This is a genomic window from Actinomadura rugatobispora (assembly GCF_055379765.1).
Map to the genome: position 1 here is coordinate 2,434,973 of NZ_AP029191.1, position 21,532 is coordinate 2,456,504.

The 21,532-nt window shown below is 67.8% G+C and carries 10 protein-coding genes and 1 tRNA gene; 2 read left to right on the plus strand and 9 right to left on the minus strand.

Annotation, left to right across the window (positions count from 1 at the left end; translation table 11 throughout):
- Positions 1–51 precede the first annotated feature (51 nt).
- Positions 52–124 (plus strand) — tRNA-Lys (locus ACZ466_RS10275).
- A 560-nt stretch (positions 125–684) separates the two neighbouring features.
- On the opposite strand, the gene ACZ466_RS10280 is transcribed toward ACZ466_RS10275, so the two are convergent.
- From ACZ466_RS10280 to ACZ466_RS10305, 6 genes are all read right to left on the minus strand, one after another.
- Positions 685–1,491 carry a hypothetical protein gene (locus ACZ466_RS10280; RefSeq protein WP_464043287.1) on the minus strand — a complete coding sequence of 269 codons (807 nt, stop codon included), beginning with the start codon at positions 1,489–1,491 and terminating at the stop codon, positions 685–687.
- Positions 1,492–1,644: 153 nt separating this feature from the next.
- A complete protein-coding gene (locus ACZ466_RS10285) occupies positions 1,645–1,908 on the minus strand; it encodes a hypothetical protein (protein WP_378286949.1) in 264 nt (87 codons plus the stop codon).
- Between the two features lie 317 nt (positions 1,909–2,225).
- The gene (locus tag ACZ466_RS10290) at positions 2,226–4,409 is read right to left on the minus strand and encodes a UvrD-helicase domain-containing protein (protein WP_378286948.1); all 2,184 of its coding nucleotides are present in this window, start codon (positions 4,407–4,409) and stop codon (positions 2,226–2,228) included.
- Between the two features lie 64 nt (positions 4,410–4,473).
- The gene (locus ACZ466_RS10295) at positions 4,474–11,124 is read right to left on the minus strand and encodes a DEAD/DEAH box helicase (RefSeq protein WP_378286947.1); all 6,651 of its coding nucleotides are present in this window, start codon (positions 11,122–11,124) and stop codon (positions 4,474–4,476) included.
- Positions 11,125–11,213: 89 nt separating this feature from the next.
- Positions 11,214–11,408 carry a DUF397 domain-containing protein gene (locus ACZ466_RS10300; protein ID WP_378286946.1) on the minus strand — a complete coding sequence of 65 codons (195 nt, stop codon included), beginning with the start codon at positions 11,406–11,408 and terminating at the stop codon, positions 11,214–11,216.
- Positions 11,405–12,217: a helix-turn-helix domain-containing protein gene (locus tag ACZ466_RS10305; protein ID WP_378286944.1), complete on the minus strand. Its 813-nt coding sequence runs from the start codon at positions 12,215–12,217 to the stop codon at positions 11,405–11,407. The genes ACZ466_RS10300 and ACZ466_RS10305 overlap by 4 nt, the downstream gene beginning before the upstream one ends.
- A 56-nt stretch (positions 12,218–12,273) precedes the next feature.
- Here ACZ466_RS10305 and ACZ466_RS10310 point away from each other — a divergent pair, with 56 nt between their 5' ends.
- Positions 12,274–12,747: an ATP-binding protein gene (locus ACZ466_RS10310; protein WP_378286943.1), complete on the plus strand. Its 474-nt coding sequence runs from the start codon at positions 12,274–12,276 to the stop codon at positions 12,745–12,747.
- Between the two features lie 22 nt (positions 12,748–12,769).
- On the opposite strand, the gene ACZ466_RS10315 is transcribed toward ACZ466_RS10310, so the two are convergent.
- The 3 genes from ACZ466_RS10315 to ACZ466_RS10325 all read right to left on the minus strand — a co-directional run bounded on the left by ACZ466_RS10315 (position 12,770) and on the right by ACZ466_RS10325 (position 21,532).
- Positions 12,770–13,504, minus strand: coding sequence for a recombination directionality factor (locus ACZ466_RS10315; protein WP_464044013.1), 735 nt, complete (start codon positions 13,502–13,504; stop codon positions 12,770–12,772).
- 78 nt (positions 13,505–13,582) lie between these two features.
- Positions 13,583–18,676 (minus strand): class I SAM-dependent DNA methyltransferase, encoded by a 5,094-nt coding sequence (locus ACZ466_RS10320; RefSeq protein ID WP_378286941.1) that lies wholly within the window; start codon positions 18,674–18,676, stop codon positions 13,583–13,585.
- A gap of 75 nt (positions 18,677–18,751) precedes the next feature.
- Entirely contained in the window at positions 18,752–21,532 is a 2,781-nt protein-coding gene (locus ACZ466_RS10325; RefSeq protein WP_378286940.1) for a DEAD/DEAH box helicase, read from the minus strand.

The following is a 21,532-nucleotide window of genomic DNA, read 5'->3' on the forward strand; positions in this document are numbered from 1 at the left end:
CCTTCTTCCTGTCGCCAGGAGGGGACGCACCACCCCCCTCCACACCGACAGGCGCCGTTAGCTCAATTGGCAGAGCAGCGGACTCTTAATCCGCGGGTTCGGGGTTCAAGTCCCTGACGGCGCACCCGCCACGGCTTGGGCATTCGCAGCAGTATCGCGAATGCCCATCAGTCTTTATGGGCCCTTTTTGGCCCACCCACGCTGCTCCATGTTCGCTCGCCGTGACACCCGCGCCCCCAATGGCCATATCGGCGGCCGTTTCCCGGCCTCATGCGCCGCCGAAACGGCCCCCCGCACACCGCTGCTCTCGGCCGGGACGCCCTGTTCCTCTTCATCCCGGACCAGTCGGGGAACCGGCCCGATCGTCGCCCGCACGCAGGCGAGGGCCAACGCAGCGACGGCAGCAGTCTGCCGGGCCGCGATCACGGCACCGAGGAACGCGCCCACGGCCTCGACAGCGGTGATGACGCCCCAGGCCCGGGAACCGCGGTGAACTGGAGAGTGAGGATCCACACCCGCGGTGCGCGGTGAACTCCCGCCACCCGGCGCGCAGTTCCTGCCACGTCCCCGACGCAAGCGACCAACAGATCGAGCGAAGTCCTCACGGTTGCGAACTCGTCGGCTGTGACGGCGTGGTGCGAGGCTGAGCCCGCCGGACCCTACAGCGACGCGATCTCGTGACCGTCACTCGGGGAAGTCGTCGGGATCCACGTCCGAGGTGCGCGCGTTCCCGCCGACGACCTCCTGAAGGGTGATCCTCCATGTGCTGTACCGGATCTGGGTGGCTGTCCGGGTGGTGGTGTAGTCGAGCGGATCCTCGAACTTCTGGAAGGCGCACTCGCGGCCGAACGCCTTGGCCGCGCCGTCCCAGTTGGTGCCGCCGGTGAAGAACACCGTGTACGCGCCGTCCGGCACACCGTTGACCGTGTGCTTCTTACCCTGCCGGACGAAGACCGACAGCATCGGCTTGCTTCCCTTGCCGAGCGTCACCAGCGCGTCGTCCGAGCCGCCGCTGTTGTCGATGGTGAGCCGCCCGCTGCCACCGCCGCCGCCCGACCGGATGAGCGCCCCGTTGGACGGGCGCGACCCCGGCTTCTGGCCGGCGGACGGCAGCGTGAGCGTCCGCCGCCCGCCCGGCACCTTGGCCTGCACCGCCGCCATGGCGGAGCGGAGCGCGCCCGTGCCGTCCGCGTCGCCGATCTTGGCCCGGACCGCCGCCCCGGTGCACAGGTTCCGCGAGCCGACCTCGCCGCCCAGGCCGCCGACCACGCTCTCGAACCGCTCGAGGGCACTGACGAGGCCTGTGTGCTCCCGGGCGGCCTCGGCAGGCGGGGTGACCGGACGGAGCTTGGCGGCGGCCTGGGTCACGGCGGCCTTGACGTCGTTGACGCGACCCTGCAAGCCCTTGTACGCCTTGGCCTTCGCCAAGTCTGCCAGCTCGGTCTCCAGCGGATCGACGGCGCTCTTCAGCGTGGCGCGGTACTGCTCCATCGATACCGGCGTCGCGGACGGCGACCCCGCCGCACGCGAAGTTGGTGTCGTCCCGCCGCCGCACGCGCTCAAGCACAGCGCACCCGACACCGTCACGGCGACGCCCGTCGCCCTCTGCCACTTCGTCACAGCAGTATCTTGGGCCCCGCCCGATCAGGGATCAACGCGAATATCCACAGACGGCCTGAAACGGACGATCAGCCGGCCACCAGGCTGCCGGTCGGCGACCAGGGGAGCGGCCGCTCTCGTGCTCGCGCCGCCGCCGGACGACGCAGGTGCCGAGCCCGCACCCGGAGGCGCCGTGCTCGGGTGCATCAGGTAGACGACGGCCTTGGCCTCGAAGACGCCGATCGCCAGGGTCTCGCGGTCGAAATCCTTGGCGGTCCAGCGGCACGTCCCGGGTTCCGAGACGAGCATGTGCGGGTTGCCCCGGCGGCGCCTTGGAGGAGTTCGACGCCCTGGGGCGGCACGTCGCTCCACTCGGGGTCGGCCCAGAACGTCGCCGAGGCGGCGACAACGGCATGCGGGACGACGATGAGGTCGCCTGGTCCTGCAGGCCGTCAACGGCGAGAGCGGTCAAGTATTGCCGGTCTTCGTCGCTCAGTATCCCGATGGGGTCGAAACGACCTACTTGAGCGTGCCGGACGAGGTTCCAGCGTTGCTCGAAAGAACTGTCCCACCAGGGCCGGCCCCCCAGAGTGACCTTGAGGCAGGGCAGACCAGCGAAGAGCCGGCTACGTGCCGGGCGCGGGGAGGAACGGGCTGGGGGTGCCGTGCCACGTGATAACCAGAGAATCCCGGGCGCGGGTGGCGGCCACGAAGAGCAGGGAGCGGGCGCGCTGTATCTCTCTGCGGTACCGGACACGGTCGGTGGTCTCGTACTGGCGGACGTAGCTTTGGGGGACGAGCCCGTCCGCCACTCCTGCGATGATCATGTGCTGGTACTCCAAGCCCTTGAAGCGGTGCATCGTGCCGACGTGCACGACGTCGTCCTTCTTGGGGCCGTCCGGGCCGATGGCGGCGGCGAGGACGCCCGCCCTGCCCAGCTTGGACTCCACGTCGGCGACCATGTGCCGTTCCGGGACGCTGATGGCGATCGAAGCACCCGGCCCGTCGTTCCACTCGGCGACCTGCTCGGCGATGAGGTCCAGTTCCGCCTCCCAGGACGCGGCGGACCGCAGGACGGGTAGCGGGCCACGCAGGAGCGACCTGTAGCCGTCCAGGTCGTCCGTGCCGTCATCGAGGTCGTCCCAGGACTGCTCGCCGAGCAGGCCGAGCGCGGATCCGAGGATCTCGTGGGTGGTGCGGTAGCTGAGCGTCAGCCGGGACGAGCGCCCCCGGATGTTGATGCCGAGGCTGCCGAGAGAGACGTAGTTCTCGTAGATGCGCTGATGCGTGTCGCCCACGATGAACAGATCATTCGGGCCCTCGGGGACCATGGCCCGCAGCATCTTCCAGTGCGCGGCGCCCAGGTCCTGCGCCTCGTCGACGACGGCATGCTGATAGCGGGGCTTCTTCAGGGCGATCGAGGCGTCCTGTGCGTGGATGTTCATCTCCTGCGCGGCGTGCTCCCGAATCCGCTCGGCGCGGGCCATCTCCAGTCGGGCGGCACGCTCGGCGACCTGCCGGTAGGTCCACAGGTTCTTCTCGTCCAACCGCATGCTGAACTTCTCGACCAGCTTCCAGATCTCGTCACGTTGCGCGCGGCCGATGTTGCGGCCGCGTCCGGCGCGGCGGGCACGGAAGTAGGCGGTGCGCGAGTTGATCGCCTGACCGAGGATCACCTGGGTCCATTCCGCGTGCAGGAAATCGGCGTCCCAGGTCATGTGGCCGAGTTCGGTCAGCATGTCGCGCCATTCTTGAATGGCGCGTCCGTCGTCGATCCAGCGGCGGCGCCCGCCCGGCTCGGCCTTGCTGACGATCTCGGTGGCCAGCTTGTCGATGTTGACCACCCGGACCCGGGCGGCCAGCTCTTCCCCGCCCAGCTCCTTCAGCCGTTTCTCCAGGTCGGCTGCCAGATTCTTGTTGAACGTGGTGAGCAGCACGGCCTTGTCATCACCGGGCTGAAGCCGGTCCACCAGGTACTTCACCCGGTGCAGCGCGACGATGGTCTTGCCGGTGCCGGGACCGCCGCTGACCCGGGTGGCGCCGGAGTAGTCGCGTCCGACGAGCCGCCGCTGGGTGGGATGCAGGAAGACCTTCCAGCGGTCGAAGGCACCGTCGAGGACAGGGCGGAGCGCGACGTCCTCCGTTGTGACGCGGGTGGCGGGGCGGGCCAGCGCGGTCACGTAGTCCGTGGTATCGATCGACTCCTCGGCCGGCGCGGCGACCGGGGCGGTGACCTGGTCGTAGACCTCGTCGAAGGTCTTGCCTTCGTACAGCGCGAACAGCACCTCGCGGGTGTGCGCGGGCGCGTACTCGATGAGGCCGAGCAGCTCCTCCTCCGTGGTGATCTTCTGGACGAGCGGGAGCAGCGGCTCGGCGACACCGAGTTCACGCAGCCGCTCCTGCCCGTGGGCGGCGAACAGCGGCTCCGGTGACGGCGCGGGTTCCGGCGCCGGGGACGAGGCACCCGCCCGCACCGACACCATGTCCATGAACTCGATCGCACCGGTGACCTCGTTGATCTGGTACCGGTAGCGGTCGAGATTCTCGTAGACGTCCTTGCGGTGCCGAACGGCGACCAGGACGTAGTTGCGCCGATCGATGTGCAGCAGCAGCGCCCGGTACTCGGCGTTGACCCGCGCGGAGAACAGCCGGGGGCCGCCGCCCTTGAGCTGCTTGAGGCGCAAACCGGGGGCGTCAGGGTTCTCCCGGAACTTGTGCTGGAAGTCGTAGATCGCGCCTTTGACGATTCTGGGAAGTTTCCGGATCTCGTCGTCCGCCTCCTGCAGCAGCCGCAGCGTCGCCCCGCTCACGCGACCTCCTTCGTCGGCGCCGCGAGCAAGACTGCTGTGCTCATCGGTCCGCTCGCACGCTCGCTCACGTGTCCTCTCCCCTGATCCGCTCGTCAAGTTCGTCCACGGTCCACCAGCGGGCGGTGCGAACCTCCCAGTTCGCGCGCATGTACGCCTGGTACCGCTGGGTGGCCTCCTGGTCGTTGCCCGCCAGCACGACTCCCACCTTGCGGTCCGGCCAGGCCAGCTCAGCCTGCCAGGCGTTCTCGCCCAGTTCGTAGCCGATTTCGGGCACTGGCAGGCCGCGTTCCATGAGGCCGCGTGCCAGTTCGGCGAGCCCCGGTTCGTCGGGGTCGAGCAGGTCGAGCACCTCCGCCCACGCCGAGCCAGGCGGCGGCTCCATGGGTTCTCCGGCGCCGCGCGGGACGGGCTCGGCGGCGGGCTCCGCGGCCGCGGCCGCGGCCGCGTCCTCGGCCGACTCGTTCTCGTCCGGTTCGCCGCCCGGCTGGGTGGCCAGGCCGCCTGCCGTGTCGTCCGGGTCGAGGTCCAGCAGGCTCAGCTCACTGAACAGACCGTGGCCGCCGGCGGCGGCGAGGGCTCCGGTGTCGAAGGTGTCCAGTGCGGTCGCGGCGATTTGCCCGCCCTCGCCTCTCCCATGGGAGAGGAACTGGAGCAGGTTCCCCCAATACAGCCAGGCTTTCCAGCGGCGCCTGTGCGCCTGGTCGTCGTCGTGCACCGTTTCGGGACGGTCGTCGACGAGGGTGAACCCGCTCCATACGCCCGCGGCGGTGGCCAGCCCGACGACCGGGCACTGGGAAGCGTCCTCGGCGCGGAACAGCATCACGTCACCCTGGCGCACGGCCGGAGGGGTCTGCCCCCGCAACACGGCTGCCGCCAGTTCGGGGACGCGATCGGAGGGGCAGAGTGTGAACCACGACGCTCCCTTGGCGGCGCCGGCCACGGCGGCCTCCGCACGCCGCAGCCAGCGCTCCTGATCTGGATCGGCCAGGAAGGCGAGCAGGGTGTTGATGGGGCTGGTCCAGATCAGGTCGGGCAGCTCGGCGGGATCCAGGCCCGCCTGCCGGTACGTCTGCCGCGCCCGATCCTGCGCGACGCCACCGTAGGGGTGCCAGACGGGGTCGGCGGCTTCCTCGCCCGTCTCCCAATGGCGGATGTCGTCCCAGGTGAGCTGGAGGACCACCCGTCCGTGCGCGCGCAGCCGGGCGCGTTTGGCGGCGTCGTCGGCGAGCCGGTTGTGCCGCTGGGACGCGTGGTACTCATACCCGTCGAGGTAGACGGCGACCTCCAGCGGCGCGGCGTCCAGGCGCCGGAAGATCACGTCGGGCCGGGTGCCCTTGATGGCGCTCTGCAGGATCACCTGCCAGTGCACGACGGTTCCGTCGCGGCCGGTGACGCGCAGGTCGGCCGTGCGGCGGTCGTTGATCCGCCCGGCCGGGCCGAGCGCGCGCCCGGCCCCGGGCTCGGCGGCCCACGTGCGCAGCCCGGCGACGAACCGCGCCTCCAGTTCGCTTTCGACCTGGTCCCACAGTGAGATGTCGTCGGTGCTGGCGACCTCGGCGGACTCCCAGCCGTCCAGCAGGTCGTCCAGCATCTCCTCCGCCAGGCCCCGGTCGACGATGTCGAACTCGTCGTCGGCGGCGTGGGCGAGCAGGCAGCGGTGGCAGGCGCTCTTGGTGTCGTCGCCGGCGCACACGCAGTTCCCGACGACGTCCCGGGCGTGTTCCAGGACCTCCTTCAGCCCGGACTCGGTGGACAGCCGGTGCAGGTAGCCGGTGCCGCCGGGCAGCGTGTCGTACAGCACCAGGAAGCGCCGCTCGTGCCCGCTGTGGTGCAGGTGGTCGGGCATGGTGGCGGGGGTGATCCGCAGGTGGTCGGGGTCGCCGCCGTACTTGCGGGCGATGCCGGCCATGAGCGCGGCCTTGAACGTGGCGGTGCGCTCGGGGATCATCGTCGTCGCCACCGGAACCAGGATCCGCAGCGCCTCGGTCTCGAGTTCATGGGCGAGGATCATCCGCTCCTGCGGGGCGTCGCCGCCGCGCCGCTGGGGGCACCAGGGCCGGTGGTGGCTTTCGGAGAAGTCGTACCCGGAGGTGGCGGACCCCGCGCCACCGCCCGCCGGGTCGAAGCCCTGCTGGACGCCGCCCTGCGCGGTCTCGGCCGTCGCACCGCCGCATTCGGTGCAGACGACGAACGGTGAGATGCGCCTGAGCTCCCCGGCGAAGGGGTCCCCCGCGGGACGGTCCATCCGCAGCGGCCCGAGGTTGAAGGTGCGGATCTTGGCCTGGCGGGTGAAGTCGATGCCGAAGGCGCGGTGCGCGTGCCGCCACGATCCGGGGCGCTCGATGGTCTCGCCGGGGATGTCCACGGCCACGGCGCGCTCGTAGTAGCGGCGCTGCCGTTCGTCATGGTCATCGCGGATGCGGGCGTCGTCGCGGCGGTCGTGTGCGGTGACCTTGGTCGGGACCAGCACGGTATGGAGCGCGCTGCTGTCACCGATCAGATGGTTGCGGCAGCGCGGGCATCGGCTGGTGTCATCGGATGCGGGCGGGGTGCGGACGTAGCCGCACTTCTGGCAGATCCGCCATTTCTCGTAGGTGGGACGCTGCCGGGTCCCGACGTCCACGCCCGTGATCTGGTGCCGGTACCCGCGGATGTAGAAGTAGTTGCCCGGTGCGAGTTCGGTGAGCGCCTGGGCGGCGGAGCGCTCGTACTCGCGCAGTTCGCTGTGGTAGCGGCGGTCGGCTCCGCGCGGCGTCCCAGGGCGTCGTCCGGGACGGCCCGGCCCGGTTTCCGGCTCGCCGCCCGCGACCGGCCCGTCCGCGTCGGTGTTCCGCTCCTCCCAGGTGAGGGTGGCTTCCAGTGCGGTGGGGGTGTCGATCAGCGAGTAGTTGGGCAGCAGCCCCAACTCGACCATGGTGCCGTGCGCGTCGGCGCGGCCGATCTCCCCGATGCGCCTGCGGACGGCGTCCCGCTCGGCGCGCAGTTCACGCTGACGGGCGTTGTGCGTGGGGTCGGACTCCACCAGCGCCCCGATCGCCGCCTCGATCACCTCGGTGCGGCCGCGCAGGTCGGTGAGGCGCTCGTCCCAGAGGGCGGCGGCCCGGTCGATGGCCTCCCCGATGCCCTCCGCGGCGAAGGCACGCAATCGCCGCGCGGCCTCTTCGGTGAGGCCGCGCTCGGGCTCGCCGCCGACGGGGCCGAACAGGGCGAGAAACGGCTCGACCAGGGCGGGGCCGTGCTCCAGCGCGGCGGCGCGGAACCCTGTCAACCAGCCGGAGTCGCCGAAGAGGGCGGAGGCGAGCCGGGGCATGGGCAGGACGCCGGGAAGCGTGCTCTCCCGGGCGGCCAGGTCGACCAGGTGCGCGAGGTACTGGCGTTGCAGGATCTCGATGGCCGACAGGTAGCAGCCGGGCGGGACGATGTCCCCGGCGATCATGTCGCGCGGTTCGGCCAGGTAGTACCGTTCGCGCGCCCGGCGGCCGATGAAGGTGAGCAGGAGCGCGTTGCGGGTCTGGCGTCCCGCACGACCGGCCCGCTGCACGTAGTTGGCGGGCGCGGGCGGCAGCGACGCCATGACCACGGCGGAGAGGTCGCCGATGTCGATGCCCAGCTCCAGCGTCGGCGTGCAGGCCAGGACGTTGGGGTCGTTGTAACGGTTCCCCTCGCGGAACGCGCGTTCCACCTTCTCGCGCTGCGGGCGGGTGAGGGCGCCGGTGTGCTCCGCGGTGATCACTCGGAACGGGGCGCGCTTCTGGTAGAGCCGCCGGTAGTAGTCGTCCCGGAACCGCTCGTCCTGGTTGGCGGCCAGGTGCCCGCCGCAGCGGTAGCGCGGGCAGGGCGCGTCCACCCATTCGTGCAGGCGCAGGGGGTGGACGGTCTGCTTCCAGTTGCAGACGACGCAGTGGACGCCGGCGGCGGGCGCCTGGGGGTCGGCCAGTCCCCAGACCTGGATGTGGCCGGGCAGCAGTCCGTAGATCCTCGTGGTGCCGTCCCCTGTGGTGCGGCGCGCGAGGGCGCCCTCGTCTACAAGCATGTCGAGGACACGGCTGAGGTAGTGGGTGGCGCCCGCCGCGTCCAGTCCGAGGCATCGGGCGGTCCAGTACTGGTACCAGGAGGGTTGTCCGGCGGTCCCGTGAATCCCGTCGAACTCGCTGGGTCCCTTGGGCCGGTCCAGGACGAAGCGGGGTGCGGGCAGTCCCCGGGGAAAGGCGGGCATGCCGTCGGGCCGCCGTCCCCAGATGGTCAGGAAGCGTTTGGTCCCCGCCTGCTCGATCCAGGGATCGAGCCAGTGGTGCTTGATCCCGCCGCGCATCCGGATGCGTTCCAGCAGGCCTCGCACATACCGGATGAACATGGTCTCGTCGGGCATGCCCTCGAGTCTCGCGGCGGTGCCCAGGAACAGGTCACGGGCGAGCGTCCCGACGCGTTCGGGCTCGGCCAGCAGGACCTCGGCGGCGGCGGTGCGGGTCAGCTCCAGCGTGCGGCCCTGCCGGGAACGCAGGCCGAACTCCATGACGGTGGCGAACGCCAGCCGCTCGCCGATGAGGTCCCAGGTGCGGGCGGCCCCCTCGCTCTCCCCCGCCAGCAACGCGTCAACGTCGTCACGGTCGTGCAGGTCGGGCGGGACGACGGAGGGCAGGTACTCGGGCACGCTGGCCTCCTTCACCACCTCGGCCATCAGCTCGTTCAGCGGGACGGGACGCTCGGAGTCCAGCCCGCGGGCCAGCAGCAGCCGCAGCGAGAAGCCGAAGGAGCGGTTGGCGACGAACCCGGCCCGGTGCGCGGCGTCCTGGACGGCGTCGTTGAACAGCAGCGTCTTGCGCTGGGGGCCCTCGAGCTGACCACCGGTGAACAGCTCGGTGACGGCCACGGACGCCAGCGCGGCCAGCCCCGCTCCCAGGAATCGGGTGCCCTGCTCCATGCCGCAAGCGGGACAGTGGTCGTTCTCGGCGGCGCGAACACTCGTCCTGTTGTGGGCGATGTCGGCGAGCACACAGACATCGCGGGTGTCGCGGTTCTCGCCGAGATCTCTGGACGGGTCGAGCGGGCGGAGCCGGTGCCCTCCGTCGGTCAGGACCAGCACGGGCGGGCCCGGCTTGCCCTCGGCCTGAGCCTTGACCTCACTCTCCGTCGCCGTGATCATCGGGCGGACGCGGCCCTTCTCGGCGATCGCGGCCCGGTAGATGCGGGCGGGGTCGGTGTCGAGCTGCTGCGGGTCGCGTTCCGGGGAGATCGCGGCCCAGCCCGCCCGGCCGCAGTGCCGGCAGTAGATGGAGGGCAGCATCTCCCGCCCGCCGCCGGCCAGCGTGGTCTCCGCGTCCATCGGCGGGGGCGCCTCGCCGAACCATCCGAACCCGGGACGGGGCCCGACCGCGCGCAGCAGCCGCGACACCGCCCGGATCCACAGGTGCGTCTCGACATGCAGGATGGGACGCTCGCGGGAGTCGGCGACCTCGGTGGCGACCGACAGCAGCGCCACGAACCGGGACAGGGCGACGGCGGCCTGCGTGGGCGACCGGCGGACGGCGTCACCCCAGCTGTAGGCCCCCTTGAGAGGCAGGACCTCCAGGATCTCCTCAAGGGTCTTGGGCTCCCCGTCCAGCACTTCGAGCAGAGCGCGGGTGAGGATGTGGGCGCGCAGCTTCTCGCCGAGTTCGGGCGGCGTGAGCGCGCGGGTGCCGGTGACCGCCTCCATGATCCGGTCCATCGCGCCGGGGTCGTCGTGCGGGTCGGGCAGGGCCGCCAGCTCGTGGGGTTCGGGAATCGGCAGCCCGAAGTCGATCCTCCCCATCCATGCGTCGACCGGCAGCCGGTCCTCGCCGATCACCGAGCCCTCGGGGAACGCGGTACCGAAGACGGTCTCGGCCACCGCCCGGATCTGTGCCGCCGCGCCAGGCCCGCTCTGCCCCAGCGTCGCGCTCGTCGCGACCGGGCAGATCTTCCCGAGCGGCCTGCCGGGACGGCTGTGCCCGGTTGCCGCCGCCAGGCGCCGGATGAGCATGGCCACGTCCGTGCCCTGAGCCCCGTCGTAGGTGTGGAACTCGTCCACCACGATGTAGGCGAGGTCGGCGTCCTTCCAAAGCGGGAGGTCAGCGGCCCGCTGGAGTAGCAGGTCGAGCATCTTGTAGTTGGTGATGAGGATGTCCGGCCGCTCCCGCCGGATCACCGTCCGCCGCGTCTGCACCCTGGGGTACTCGGTGTCGGGGGTGTCACCGATGTAGAGCCCGGCGGTGACCTCCCCCAGGCCGGATTGGGACAGGTAGTCGCTGAGCCGCTTCGCCTGGTCGGTCGCCAGCGCGTTCATCGGGTAGAGAAGGAGGGCCTTGACCCCGGTCTTGCCCTTCTTGCGCTCCCGCCGGCAGTGGTCCAGGACGGGGTAGAGGAAGGATTCGGTCTTGCCCGACCCGGTCCCCGTCGTGATCAGCGTCGGCTGGGCTTCCTTGTTGAAGGTGCTGAGCCGCTCGAACGCCTTCGCCTGGTGGAGGTAGGGCGCCGGGCCGTCCGGCATGAACTCCAGCGGGTTGCGCCAGTCGTCGCCGACCTTGCGGAAGGGCGTCCGGATCCGCAGGTAGGGCCCACGGAAGATGCCCTGCTCGTCATGGTTGAGGAACCGTTCGAGCCCCTCGCGCACCTGGTCGTCCGCCAGCGCGAACGTCGTGGTGAGGTACTGGGTCAGATTGCGCCGCACCTCATCGGCTGCCAGCGTCGGCCTCACCACGCACCCCTTTCGTTCTGTGTCGTCCACCCGACCGGCCCGGCGCGGCGGGCCAGGTCAGGAGGCCCGCCGCACCCTAACGGAGGCCGTCACGGCCGGTCGAGGCCACCCGCCTTGATCTTCTCCACCAGCACCCCGAACACGGCACCGCTCACCGTGAACCGATCCCCGTCCGGGTCCTTGGAGTCCCGGATTCCGACGCCCTGCTGAAGACGCGCAAGCTCAACGCACACGTCGTCATTCGCTGTGCCGCTGTAGGAACTCTTGCGCCACTGAACGGTCATGGGTACCTCTCCAAGTACTGCTTGATCACGTCACGTGACCTCGCCTGAGATTCGGCCTTTGCGCCGATACGCTCGAACGTATCAACGTACGACTTGACCTCGTCTGCCATCTCGATCAGCCGTCCGCCTCCCTGGGCGCCCGCGTAGGCGATGTCCCGGTCAGGCAGGCCGATGAGCTGGAAGAACCCGTCGGCTCCCTCGTACTCTCCCGCCAAGAAAGGAATGATCCGCAGGATCACGTTCCAGCGATCCGCCATTTCCAGGAGATGCCGGAGCTGAGCCGCCATGACCTCTGGGCCACCGACCGGACGTGCGAGAGCGGCCTCGTCCAGGAGGGCCCAGATGCAGGGCGGGTGTTCCCGCTCCAGGATGGCCCGCTTCCTGGAGATACGCCCGGCCAGGACCGCCTCGCGGTCCATGGACATACTGAGTCGACCGTAAGCCTCGGTGTAGTCGTCGGTCTGGAGCAGGAGCGGCACTGCCTGCCCGTGGTAGACCTTGATGTCGGCCGCTTGCTTCTCGTGCTGGCTGTACTGGCGGAACCAGTTCGGATCGTGCGCCATGCGGGCGTACCAGAGAAGCAACTCGAACAGCCCACCCGTCTCGAACTTCACGTCCAGACGTCTCGCGTAGTCCACCTGGAGCTTGGCGCGCCCGGCTTCGATATTCGAAACACTCGATCGCGCCATCCCGATGATCTTCCCCCACTGAGCGAGGGACAGCCCTTCTTTCTCGCGTACGAACCGAAGGTAGTAGGCGAGGAAGTGCCACATCGAGATCTTGGGGTCTAGGGGGTCTCGAACGTTCACCACGGGCCCTCCAGGTTTTCGCCTTCTGTTGATACAGGCGAGAGTAGAGCGACCGCGTGATCCTTGCCACAAGAAAGCGACAACAAAGTCAGGGGCAGGATGACGTGACAACAAAGACGGACGAACTGATCCTTCCCATGCTGGCATCGGCAGCAGCAGCTGGAATGGCCAGAACGCTTACAAATGCCCGACTTATAAAGTGGGGCCACTCTCACATTTCGGACGACACGTTCCTCGTCGCTTCCGAATTGATCAACAATGCGGTCAACGCGACGCCCGGCCAACAGATCACGTACCGGCTCAGCCGGGAGGCCAAAGAGATCCTCGTGGCCGTCTGGGACTCGTCCGACCGTGTCCCGACACCCGGCCAGCCGACCGAGCCCACGCTCGACGATCTCGACCTCTCCCCCGAGCACTGGGACGACAACGGCGGCTGGGGCCTCAACATCGTCGCGACGATCGCCAGCAGCTGCGGCTATACGAGGGATCCCAGCGGAGGCAAGTGGGTGTGGGCCCGCCTCAAGCCCTGACGACTCCACGACGGGCGCGGGCCTAGCCAGACGCACCATGCTCATACGCACCACAAACCGCCAAGGCCGGCCTCTTGTACGAGATCACCCGCCCCTTGTACGGCCCACGCTCAGGGGTGAAGGACACCGTTTCAAGCTTGAGCACGCATGCAGCAGGCCCGCCAACACCCTCAAGGGCGTCCGCATACTCGTGCAGCACGCGAACCAGATCCCACGACCCCGATGTCATGCAGAACTTCCCGAGGCCAGGAGCGCCGAGCAGCCGAAACGTGATCCTCGTACGGGGCTTAGGCCCCCGTCCCGACTTCGCCGCAGCCTTGCGGTCTGCCACCAGCTCAGGGCACCCGCACGGCTGCCCGGGACGGTCACCACTCAGAAACGCCTGGCTATCACAGTGGTGAAGGATGGTCCCATCCATCCCCCACAGCATGAGGTCCGCCGCTATGGCGTCGGGGCCATCCAAGATCACCTCAACGGCATCGGCGTCCGTCAGGACCTCAATGTCGTCCTCGCCCTCGGTAACCCACTCCTCCGGCGTGCCACCCAACAGCGCGGCCACGTTGTCGGCAACACGCTGATCGCCGGTCGTCACCCGCCATCCGTCCAAGGCAACAGGCCTGCGCCCCTTAAGACGCCCCAACCGGAACCGCCCCACGACATCGGGCATGGAGCCAGCGGACGCATCAGAGACGCGCAGCTTCGCTGACACACCCCACCCCTCCCGAGTCTTGGCCGGTAGACGAGCCGCCGCAGCCATATGCCTGCTGCCGATCACACCCAAGCCTCACGCCCTGGCCGACGCAACGAGCCGCCTCAAAGCCAGTCGAAGCCGAGTTCACGACGCCGACTCCCCATCAGGCGTCCACCCCTCAGCCTTAGCCCGCTCCAGCCGCTCCGAGAACACGGCATGTGCCTGCCGATACTCAGCTTCCCGATCCGCCTTGTAGAACGGCGGCGTGTACCCCTCCGGAGCAGGAACCCTTTCCGGATGCTCCAGATGCTCCTGGAGGTGCTTGAAGTGTTCTTTCGTCTGCCCATAACCAAATGCATATGGGTCCGCTGAAAGCCTTCGACCGGAGCTGTCAAACCACATCGCCGAATCACGATCAGCCAATATCGGGTAGCGGGCACGGTAGATCGCAATCAACTGCTCCACCGAAAACCCAAGCCATGCAGCAACAAGCGCATCGATCTCGACGAGGGCTGCACGACGTTCGTATTCCGTACGCAGCGGCGTTACTCGATCCCACTGTGGCCCCACTGCTTCCAGCGCTGGCATTTGCGGCCAGTTGACGACCCATGTCTCCGTTGACCAACTGGCAGAATATACGCTCTTCCACAATGCAGCGTAGGCCTCTGTCATACAGTTAAGCCGCAATGTCCGCAAAAGCATTGCCGATGCAAATGGGTGGCGCAGTTCCCCCACGGGCATCGCAAAAGCTTCAGCTCGCTGGAGATGCCCACGACCTGTCACGCGAAGCAGGTAGTCCAGAGGAATAGAGGCCCAGAAACCGACCAAGAGGGCAGTGGCGTGATTATCAATATTCACACCATTGCCCAGAGTGCCAGTTTTCCCCTCCACGGGCACTGCCATACTGTAGACGGTATGGACATGGGCAGGTCCTGGCGGGATCAACGCTGCGAACAGCGATCGCTCGGCAGCCTTTGGGTCGATAAATGACCTCCATGCCATGCGATAGTGTTCCGTATAGCGAGAATCGCCCCACCTATCTTGGGCCAATTGAAAACGGGAGGGATCGGCAGCCCTCTGATAATTTGTGATAGGGATCGCATCTGAGGTCAATTGCCTAACATCCCACGCCACATAGTCGTGATGGGTGCGGCAAGGGATCTTGGGCTGCTTGTAGAAGGGTGTCCCAATCGCAAAATGCGGTGCCTGCAGGACCACGTCGTCCAGCGATTCTGGCCGCATTGTTTTCCACTGAATCAAACCCTCGTCTTTGGCCCCCTTTTCATGATATCCACTACTAACATAAGGGTTACTATCCCCCAAGCGTCGAGGATAAGCGGCCAACAACTCGATACCGTCCGCTTCCGCCGTTGTCACCGGATACAGCAACGGTGTCTCCTCAACAGGAACTTCGGCGCCTACGGTGAGCTTTCTCCAGCCGTCCAGCACCTCTTCATCAACACTGATGACCCGAGCCTTATGAGGACGGGTATCCCAGGTGCCTTTGTACTTGATACCGGGAAGTTCCCCTTGCCCATCGTGCACCAACGATTTCGAGAGCACCTGAGCACTATATAGATCGCTCAAATGGACGAAACTGATCTCACTGCGAGGGCCGTACACATGCAGTCCGAACTCCTGCGTCCGCACCAGGTCCTGGAATGCCCAGTTACCAGCATTCACGAAAGTTGCATGTAGGCGCAGGTGCCTATATGCAGCAGCCCTCAAACGCCCTTCGCGAGCCCCACCAAAGTGAGTGTCGGGGTGTATCAATGCGCCAACTCCCGCACCGTTGAGACTATTCCACACACGGCACATGAATGCGCGATACAGATCTGGCTGCGTGCCAACTAGCAGTGAAAAAGTTGGCTCAGATTGCAAGAAGCTGCCGATACCACTGATTCTGGTCCGTTCACTCAGGAAGTAGTCGCGCGAAGAGTTCGGCTCGAGAAGTTTCCGCTTCCGTTCTTCCTTATAGATAGAATTTTGCTCCGTCGCCAACACGAACCAGGGTGCAAGTTCGGCCAGTACAACTGCCTCTTCCCAGCGGGGTCGTACCCAGGGTGGGTTGCCTACCTGGAGGTCGAAGCCGCCCTTGTTGAAGATCTGGGCGAATATCAGTTCCCAGTGGAAGAAGCCTTGCTGCTCGGCGATGTTCTGGACGGTGTGGAGCCAGGGGAAGAATTCTTCCAGTCTCCACTCGTCCTCCATGCCCATCCAAGTCGGAAGCGCCCTCTCGTACTGGTCTAGGTCGCTGAGAAGGTCAGACTTCGGGAACAGAGAACGCTCTTCGTCCAAGTCGTCGGCGCCCAGGAGTGCCTCGGCGAAGTCGAGCCAGTCGTCAAGGCTGTTCAACGGGGTCACCGTGCGGCGCTTGACGCGCGGCTTGGCTGGCTGGCTCTTGCGGCGCTGCTTCTGGAGAGCAAGTTCCTGCTGGGCAGGAGGTAGCGCCCCGTCCAGGGTGGGCGCCTCCCATCGCTGCTGAACAACGAGCGAGTCCGTAGTGGCTGCTTCTTCCGCCTTCTGCGGCTCGGCGACACGGCTGATAACGTGCGGGGCCTTGAGCACCTCGTACTGCTCGTCCGTTCCGTCCAAGAGACCGACCTTGTCGAGCGGCCAGAACCACAGGGCACACCAGGCGTCCATGACGGTCTTGAGGCGCCAGTAGGGCGACCCCTGCCTGGTGAGCCTCTCCTTGATCTCCTCCCTGGGGATAGCCTCCTTGGGCTCGGGCAGATCCTCAGCGCCCCAGACGTCCACACGCCGACTGATCTCACGTTCGGAAAGCTCCAGCCGCCTGATGACCAGGCCCCACAGGAACTCGGCCCGGCGAGCCAAGCCTTGAAGGCGTTCAGTCTGAGAGCGCTTCTTCCCAGTAGAAGGGGAGGTGCGGAGGCGTTTGCGCCAGGCGGCCAGTTGCTTCGCCTCTTCGGGGGCGAGGTTCTTGGCCTCCTTCTCGCCCGCTACCGCTCCCCAGCCCTGGGCGGGTAGCAGGAAGTGGTGGATGTGTCCATGGGGGATCGGACCGTCCCGGAATGGGTGGTCGTTGGGGGCGGTGGTCAGCCAGGCACCCTTCTTCAGAGCGTCCGGGGCGTACAGGCGGCGGCCTGCACCGATGAGTGAGTTGCCTCGGCGGAGGTGGAGGCCGAACCAGGGGGCCTGGAGGCCCTCGTGCATGACGTTCAGCCAGAGCGAGACCTCCGCCAGTTCCACGGCGGTCTCGTTGAGGTCCACTCCATAGGAGTTGTGCAGGGCGATGTACGCCTTGACCTTCTGGAGTTCCTGGATGTAGCGCTCACCTTCGAGGCGTTCACTCCTCAACTCGGCTTGGCGGCGCTTGAGGTATTCGGCGGCGACCTGGTTGATGGCCTCGTTGAGGAACGCGCCGGAGCCCAGGGCGGGCTCGCAGATGGTCCAGTCGAGGATCTCGCGGGCCTTGGTGGTCGTCCCGTCCTGGTCAAGTCGATGTTGCAACGCGAGTTGGACGGTGACCTGGGTCAGGGACTCGGGCGTGTAGTACGAGGCACTGGTCTGGCGGTCGCGGCCGGCCAGCCGGTAGACGAACGATCCGGGCTTGTAGCTGACCCACTCGCCGGTCTTGATTCCATTTTCGTCGATGCGGCGCACGAACACCGAGTCGTCGTAGTCGGCGACCTTGTGGGCGGGGATCATCCAGGAGCCGTCCTTGGGGTCGCCGTTCTTGGCGACCTCGTACAGCTCCTCCTTGGCGATGAACCCCGTGTACGACATCAACCCCTCGTACACCGCTCCCAGCTGGTTGATGCCGAGCTGGGCGTAGGAGATGAAACCTCCCCGCTCCTTCCGCTTCCCCTTGGCCAGCATGAGAAGGCGAAGCACCTTCCGGAGGGCTTCGTTGCGGAGGCGGGTGTCGATGCGGCGTGGGTTCTCGTCGTCATCGTCGAGGACGAACGTCCCGATGTGCCTGGTGCGCTCCGGGTCGAAGAGGTCGCTCTTGAGAGGCTCGAAGCGCAGTCCTTCGCCCTCGGACTCGCCGGGCTCCGTCCCTCCACGGGGGTTGTAGCCGTCGTTGACCATGCGGAACAGCAGGTCCAGCGAATCGTAGAAATGGAATCCGCGGCGGGACTCCTCTGACACCAACTCCCGGATGAGCAGGTCGCCGAGGCGGGCCATGCTGTACCCCTTGACGTACGCCTCATCGTCCGCGGGCAGCACGTGCAGTTCGGGACGTGCCTCGGCGTACAGAAGGAAGAGGATTCTGTACAGGTAGCGGAGGGATTCGCGGCCGAGTTCCTTGGCGAACGCGGCGGGCTCCATGAGGTCAGCGGGTTTCACGCCCTGCTCGTACAGGCGATTCAGCACCTCGTTGGCGATGATCTCGACGGAGTCGCGGAGTCCATCGCGCAATTCCTTGGAGACGCCGACGGCGTGCTGGCGGGAGCTGGTGAGTAGTTCGGCCAGCCGTTCCGTCCCGCCCTCTTCGGGCGGCAGCAGCGTGTCCGCGCCGAACAGGGCCGCGATGGTGCCGAGCTCGTCGGGCAGGGCGGTGCCGCGGCCCAGGGCGACGTCCAGGCTGACCGCGAGGTAGCGGCCCTCGCCCCAGGTCATCCGGTCCGCGAGGATGACCACACCGCCCGCCAGGATGAGCACGTAGCGGGGCGGGTCCTCGCTGTTGAGCAGCCAGGACGCGAGCTTGTCCCCGGTCTCGATCGTCTCCCTGCCGTCAAGCTCGACCCCGCGCAGCAGCAGGCCGGACAGTTCGGGGTCGAGGGCGGCGTCCACATCGGGGGCCCAGCCGCATTCGATCGCGACGACGAGAGGGCGGTCGTGCGGGCCCGCGTACGCGACGTCCACCTCATAGGCACCGCCGGAATGTGTGACGGTGAGTGTGCGGGGCTCCGCCTCGTACCCGAGAGCGCGCAGGACGTGGCCGTGCAGCTCGTGCAGCGACTTCTTGTACTCGAGCGGGTCGGGACGGACGGGCGCGTCGTCCCGGACGGCTTCCAGGTAGTCGGCGAAGGTGGGGCGCGCCTTGAAGTACGGCTTGCGGAGGGCGCGCAGACCGGCGCGGGGAGTCGGCCAGCCGCTCTCCTCGTCCTGGTTCTCCTCGCCACCCTTGTGCTCGTCGCGCCAGCGCTTCTCCTGCTCGGTCCAGCGGGCGAACAGGCCGTCCTTCTTCTTGAGGTCCTTGGGCAGCACCTCGGCCAGGTAGTGCGCCGAGAAGTAGTCGCCGCGGTTGACCAGCGAATCGAACGTCATGGTCACTCCCCTCCCCCTGTGGGGGGACGAACCCCCACACCCCCAGCAAGAACAGCGGTCAGTCCTTCGCTCCGCTCAGTCATCATGCGGAACCAGGACGGCGAGGACGCGCAGCAGCGGCTCCCCAGTGGTGCGGATGCTCTCCATGAGCCGCCGCTGCTGGTCGGCCGTGTCGCGTACGTCGTCGCGCTTGCGGGCGCCTCGTCCCTCGGCCGGAATGCCGGACAGGGACGTCTGCTCCCAATCCACGAGCCGCTCGCGAGGCCCGCTGAGCTGCTTCTCGACCTGCTCGGCGTGCTCGTCGCGGCGGGCGTCCAGGCGGCGGCGGGCCTCTTCCACCGCGTTCCGGACAAGGGGGCGCAGGCGGTCGAGGTCCGGCGGACGCAGCGTGTTGATCATCTGGGGGCCGACTCCCGCCTCGGCGAGCACCTCGAACATGTCACGGACGCGCGGGCAGTGCGGCAGGCCGTCGATCGCCATCCACTCCACGACGAGCGGCTGCCCCAGAGCATTCGAATAGATGCCTTGCAGCAGGAACGCCGGCTCGTCCACCTGGGCGGTGATCACGGGTGCCTGCTGCCGTACGAGTTGCACCTGCACCTTGTCGACCAGCCACTCCACCATCGGGTGCAGGTCCGACAGGTAGGCGATGTCCGGCCACATGGTCTTGGTGCGGCGGGCCTCGTCCAGCTTGCGCTGGGCCAGGGCGCGGTTGAAGGTGACCTTCATCCGCTCGTGCACCTTGTGCCTGCGCAGGTAGGAGGCGGGCAGGGCCGACATCCGCTGGATGAGGTCCGGCGGCGGTTCGAAGGCCAGCAGTTCCCCGTCGTCGTCGATGCGCAGGCCGGGGACCACCGTCCGCAGCGCCTCTCGGACGAACGCCTCGGTGGACTCGAACAGTTTCGGGTCGGGCGCGCTGGGCGGCGGTTCCTGGGTGTTCTGCTCCATGGAGCCCATCAGGTCGGCCAGGAAGTCGAACCCGGCGGGCGGCGCCTCGTCCAGGGACTGCTCGACGGTCTTGCCGGCGAGCAGGTCCTTGATGAGTCGGTCCTCTTCCTTCTTGGCGGTGAACTCGCGGGTGACCGCTTCGGCCGTACCCAGGCTGCGGTGCGCCTCCTCCTCCCGGCGCAGCAATTTCTCGGCGACGGTGGTGTCGTCCTTGGCGCCCTCGATCTCGGAGGTGAGGATCAGCGCGTGGAACTGCGGCTGGTGCTCCTGGCCGTAGCGGTCGATACGGCCGTTGCGCTGCTCGATCCGGATCAGGCTCCACGGCAGGTCGTAGTGGATCAGGTGGTGGCACTGGCGGTGCAGGTTCACGCCCTCGGACGCCACGTCACCGGTGACCAGCAGCCGGACCTCGCTGTCCTGCAGGGAGAACTCCTCCACGATCCGCTGCTGCTCCTGGTCTCCGATGCCGCCGTGCATCAGCAGCACCTGATCGGGCCGCAGGCCCAGCTCGGCCGGGACCGTTTCCGTCAACCAGTTCAGGGTGGGAACGCTCTCGGAGAACACCACCGCGCGGGTCGCCTTGCCGCCTCCGACTCCGATTTCCTCAAGCTTGTCGATGAGGGCGCGGCGTTTGGCCGAGTCCTTGTCCTGCATCGCTCCGGTAAGAGCGGCCAGGTCGGTGAGGGCCTCGATCTCGCGGGGCTCGGTCGCGTTCTTGAGGCGTCGTCCCACCGTCGAGGCGAGCGCGACATGGGACGACAGGAACGCTTTGAGCAGCGTGTAGGGGAACAGCCGCCGGTCCGGGCCGGCCAGGGGGCCGCCGGTGCGCTCCGGCCCGTCCAGCCAGACCTGGGTCAGCTCCTCGAAGATCCGCTCTTCCTTGGGCGTGGCCGGACAGCGCACCGCGACGGAGGGGCCGCGGTCCGGCCAGCGGCCGCCGATCTGGTCGCGTACCTCCGGGCTGACCTTCGTCCTGCGCAGGTAGAGGTGCTTGATCTGATCGGCCGAGTAGTTCTTCGGGTCGGCGATCGCGGCGGGGTCCAAAAGCCGGACGAGCTGGGCGAACGACTCGGCGTTGCCGTTGTGCGGGGTCGCGCTGGCCAGCAGGAGCGCATCGGTGTGGGCGGCCAGGAGCTTGGCCAGCCGGTTGCGGAGATTGCCCTCGTTGATGAGGTTGTGGGACTCGTCGATGACGACGGCGTCCCAGTGCATGTTCTCCAGGTGCTGCCCGTACTTGCCCTGGTTCTTCAGCGTGTCCACCGAAATGATGGCGCGCTTGTAGAACAGGAACGGATTGCGGCCGGCCGGGATGTCACGCTGGATGCGCTCGAGGCCGACCGAGTCGAGCCGGACCAGCGGGATCGCGAACCGCGTCCACAGCTCGTGCTGGAACTGCTCGAGAACCTGCTGGGGCGTGACGACCAGGATCCGCTCCCCCCGGCCCCTTCTGATCAGCTCGGCGAGGATCAGGCCGATCTCCAGGGTCTTGCCGAGGCCGACCACGTCCGCCAGCAGGATGCGGGGGCGCAGCCCTTGCAGCGCCAGCTCGGCGGGGCGCTGCTGGTAGGTGAGCGGGTCGAGGAGGAACCGATCGGCCAGTGCCAGGCCGCGCTGGGTCTGCGGCAAAGGAGTGCGGCGCAGCACGGATTCGAGGTAGAGGCGGCCGCGGGCGAAGGCCGGCGTGGTGTCGGCGACCGGCTCAGTGTCCTCCGGACGCAAAGGGCGCACGTCCTCGATGTCAGTGAAGAAGATCGCGTCCTCGTCCCGGACCAACTCCGAGACCCCCACCGCCCGGACCATGTAGCCCCGCTCGACCGGGGTGCAGGTGCGCACCATCCACTCGGCGTCGCGCACCTCGATCCGCGCGCCGTTCGCGAACGGCGTGGCCTGCGGATGTGCGATGGTCAC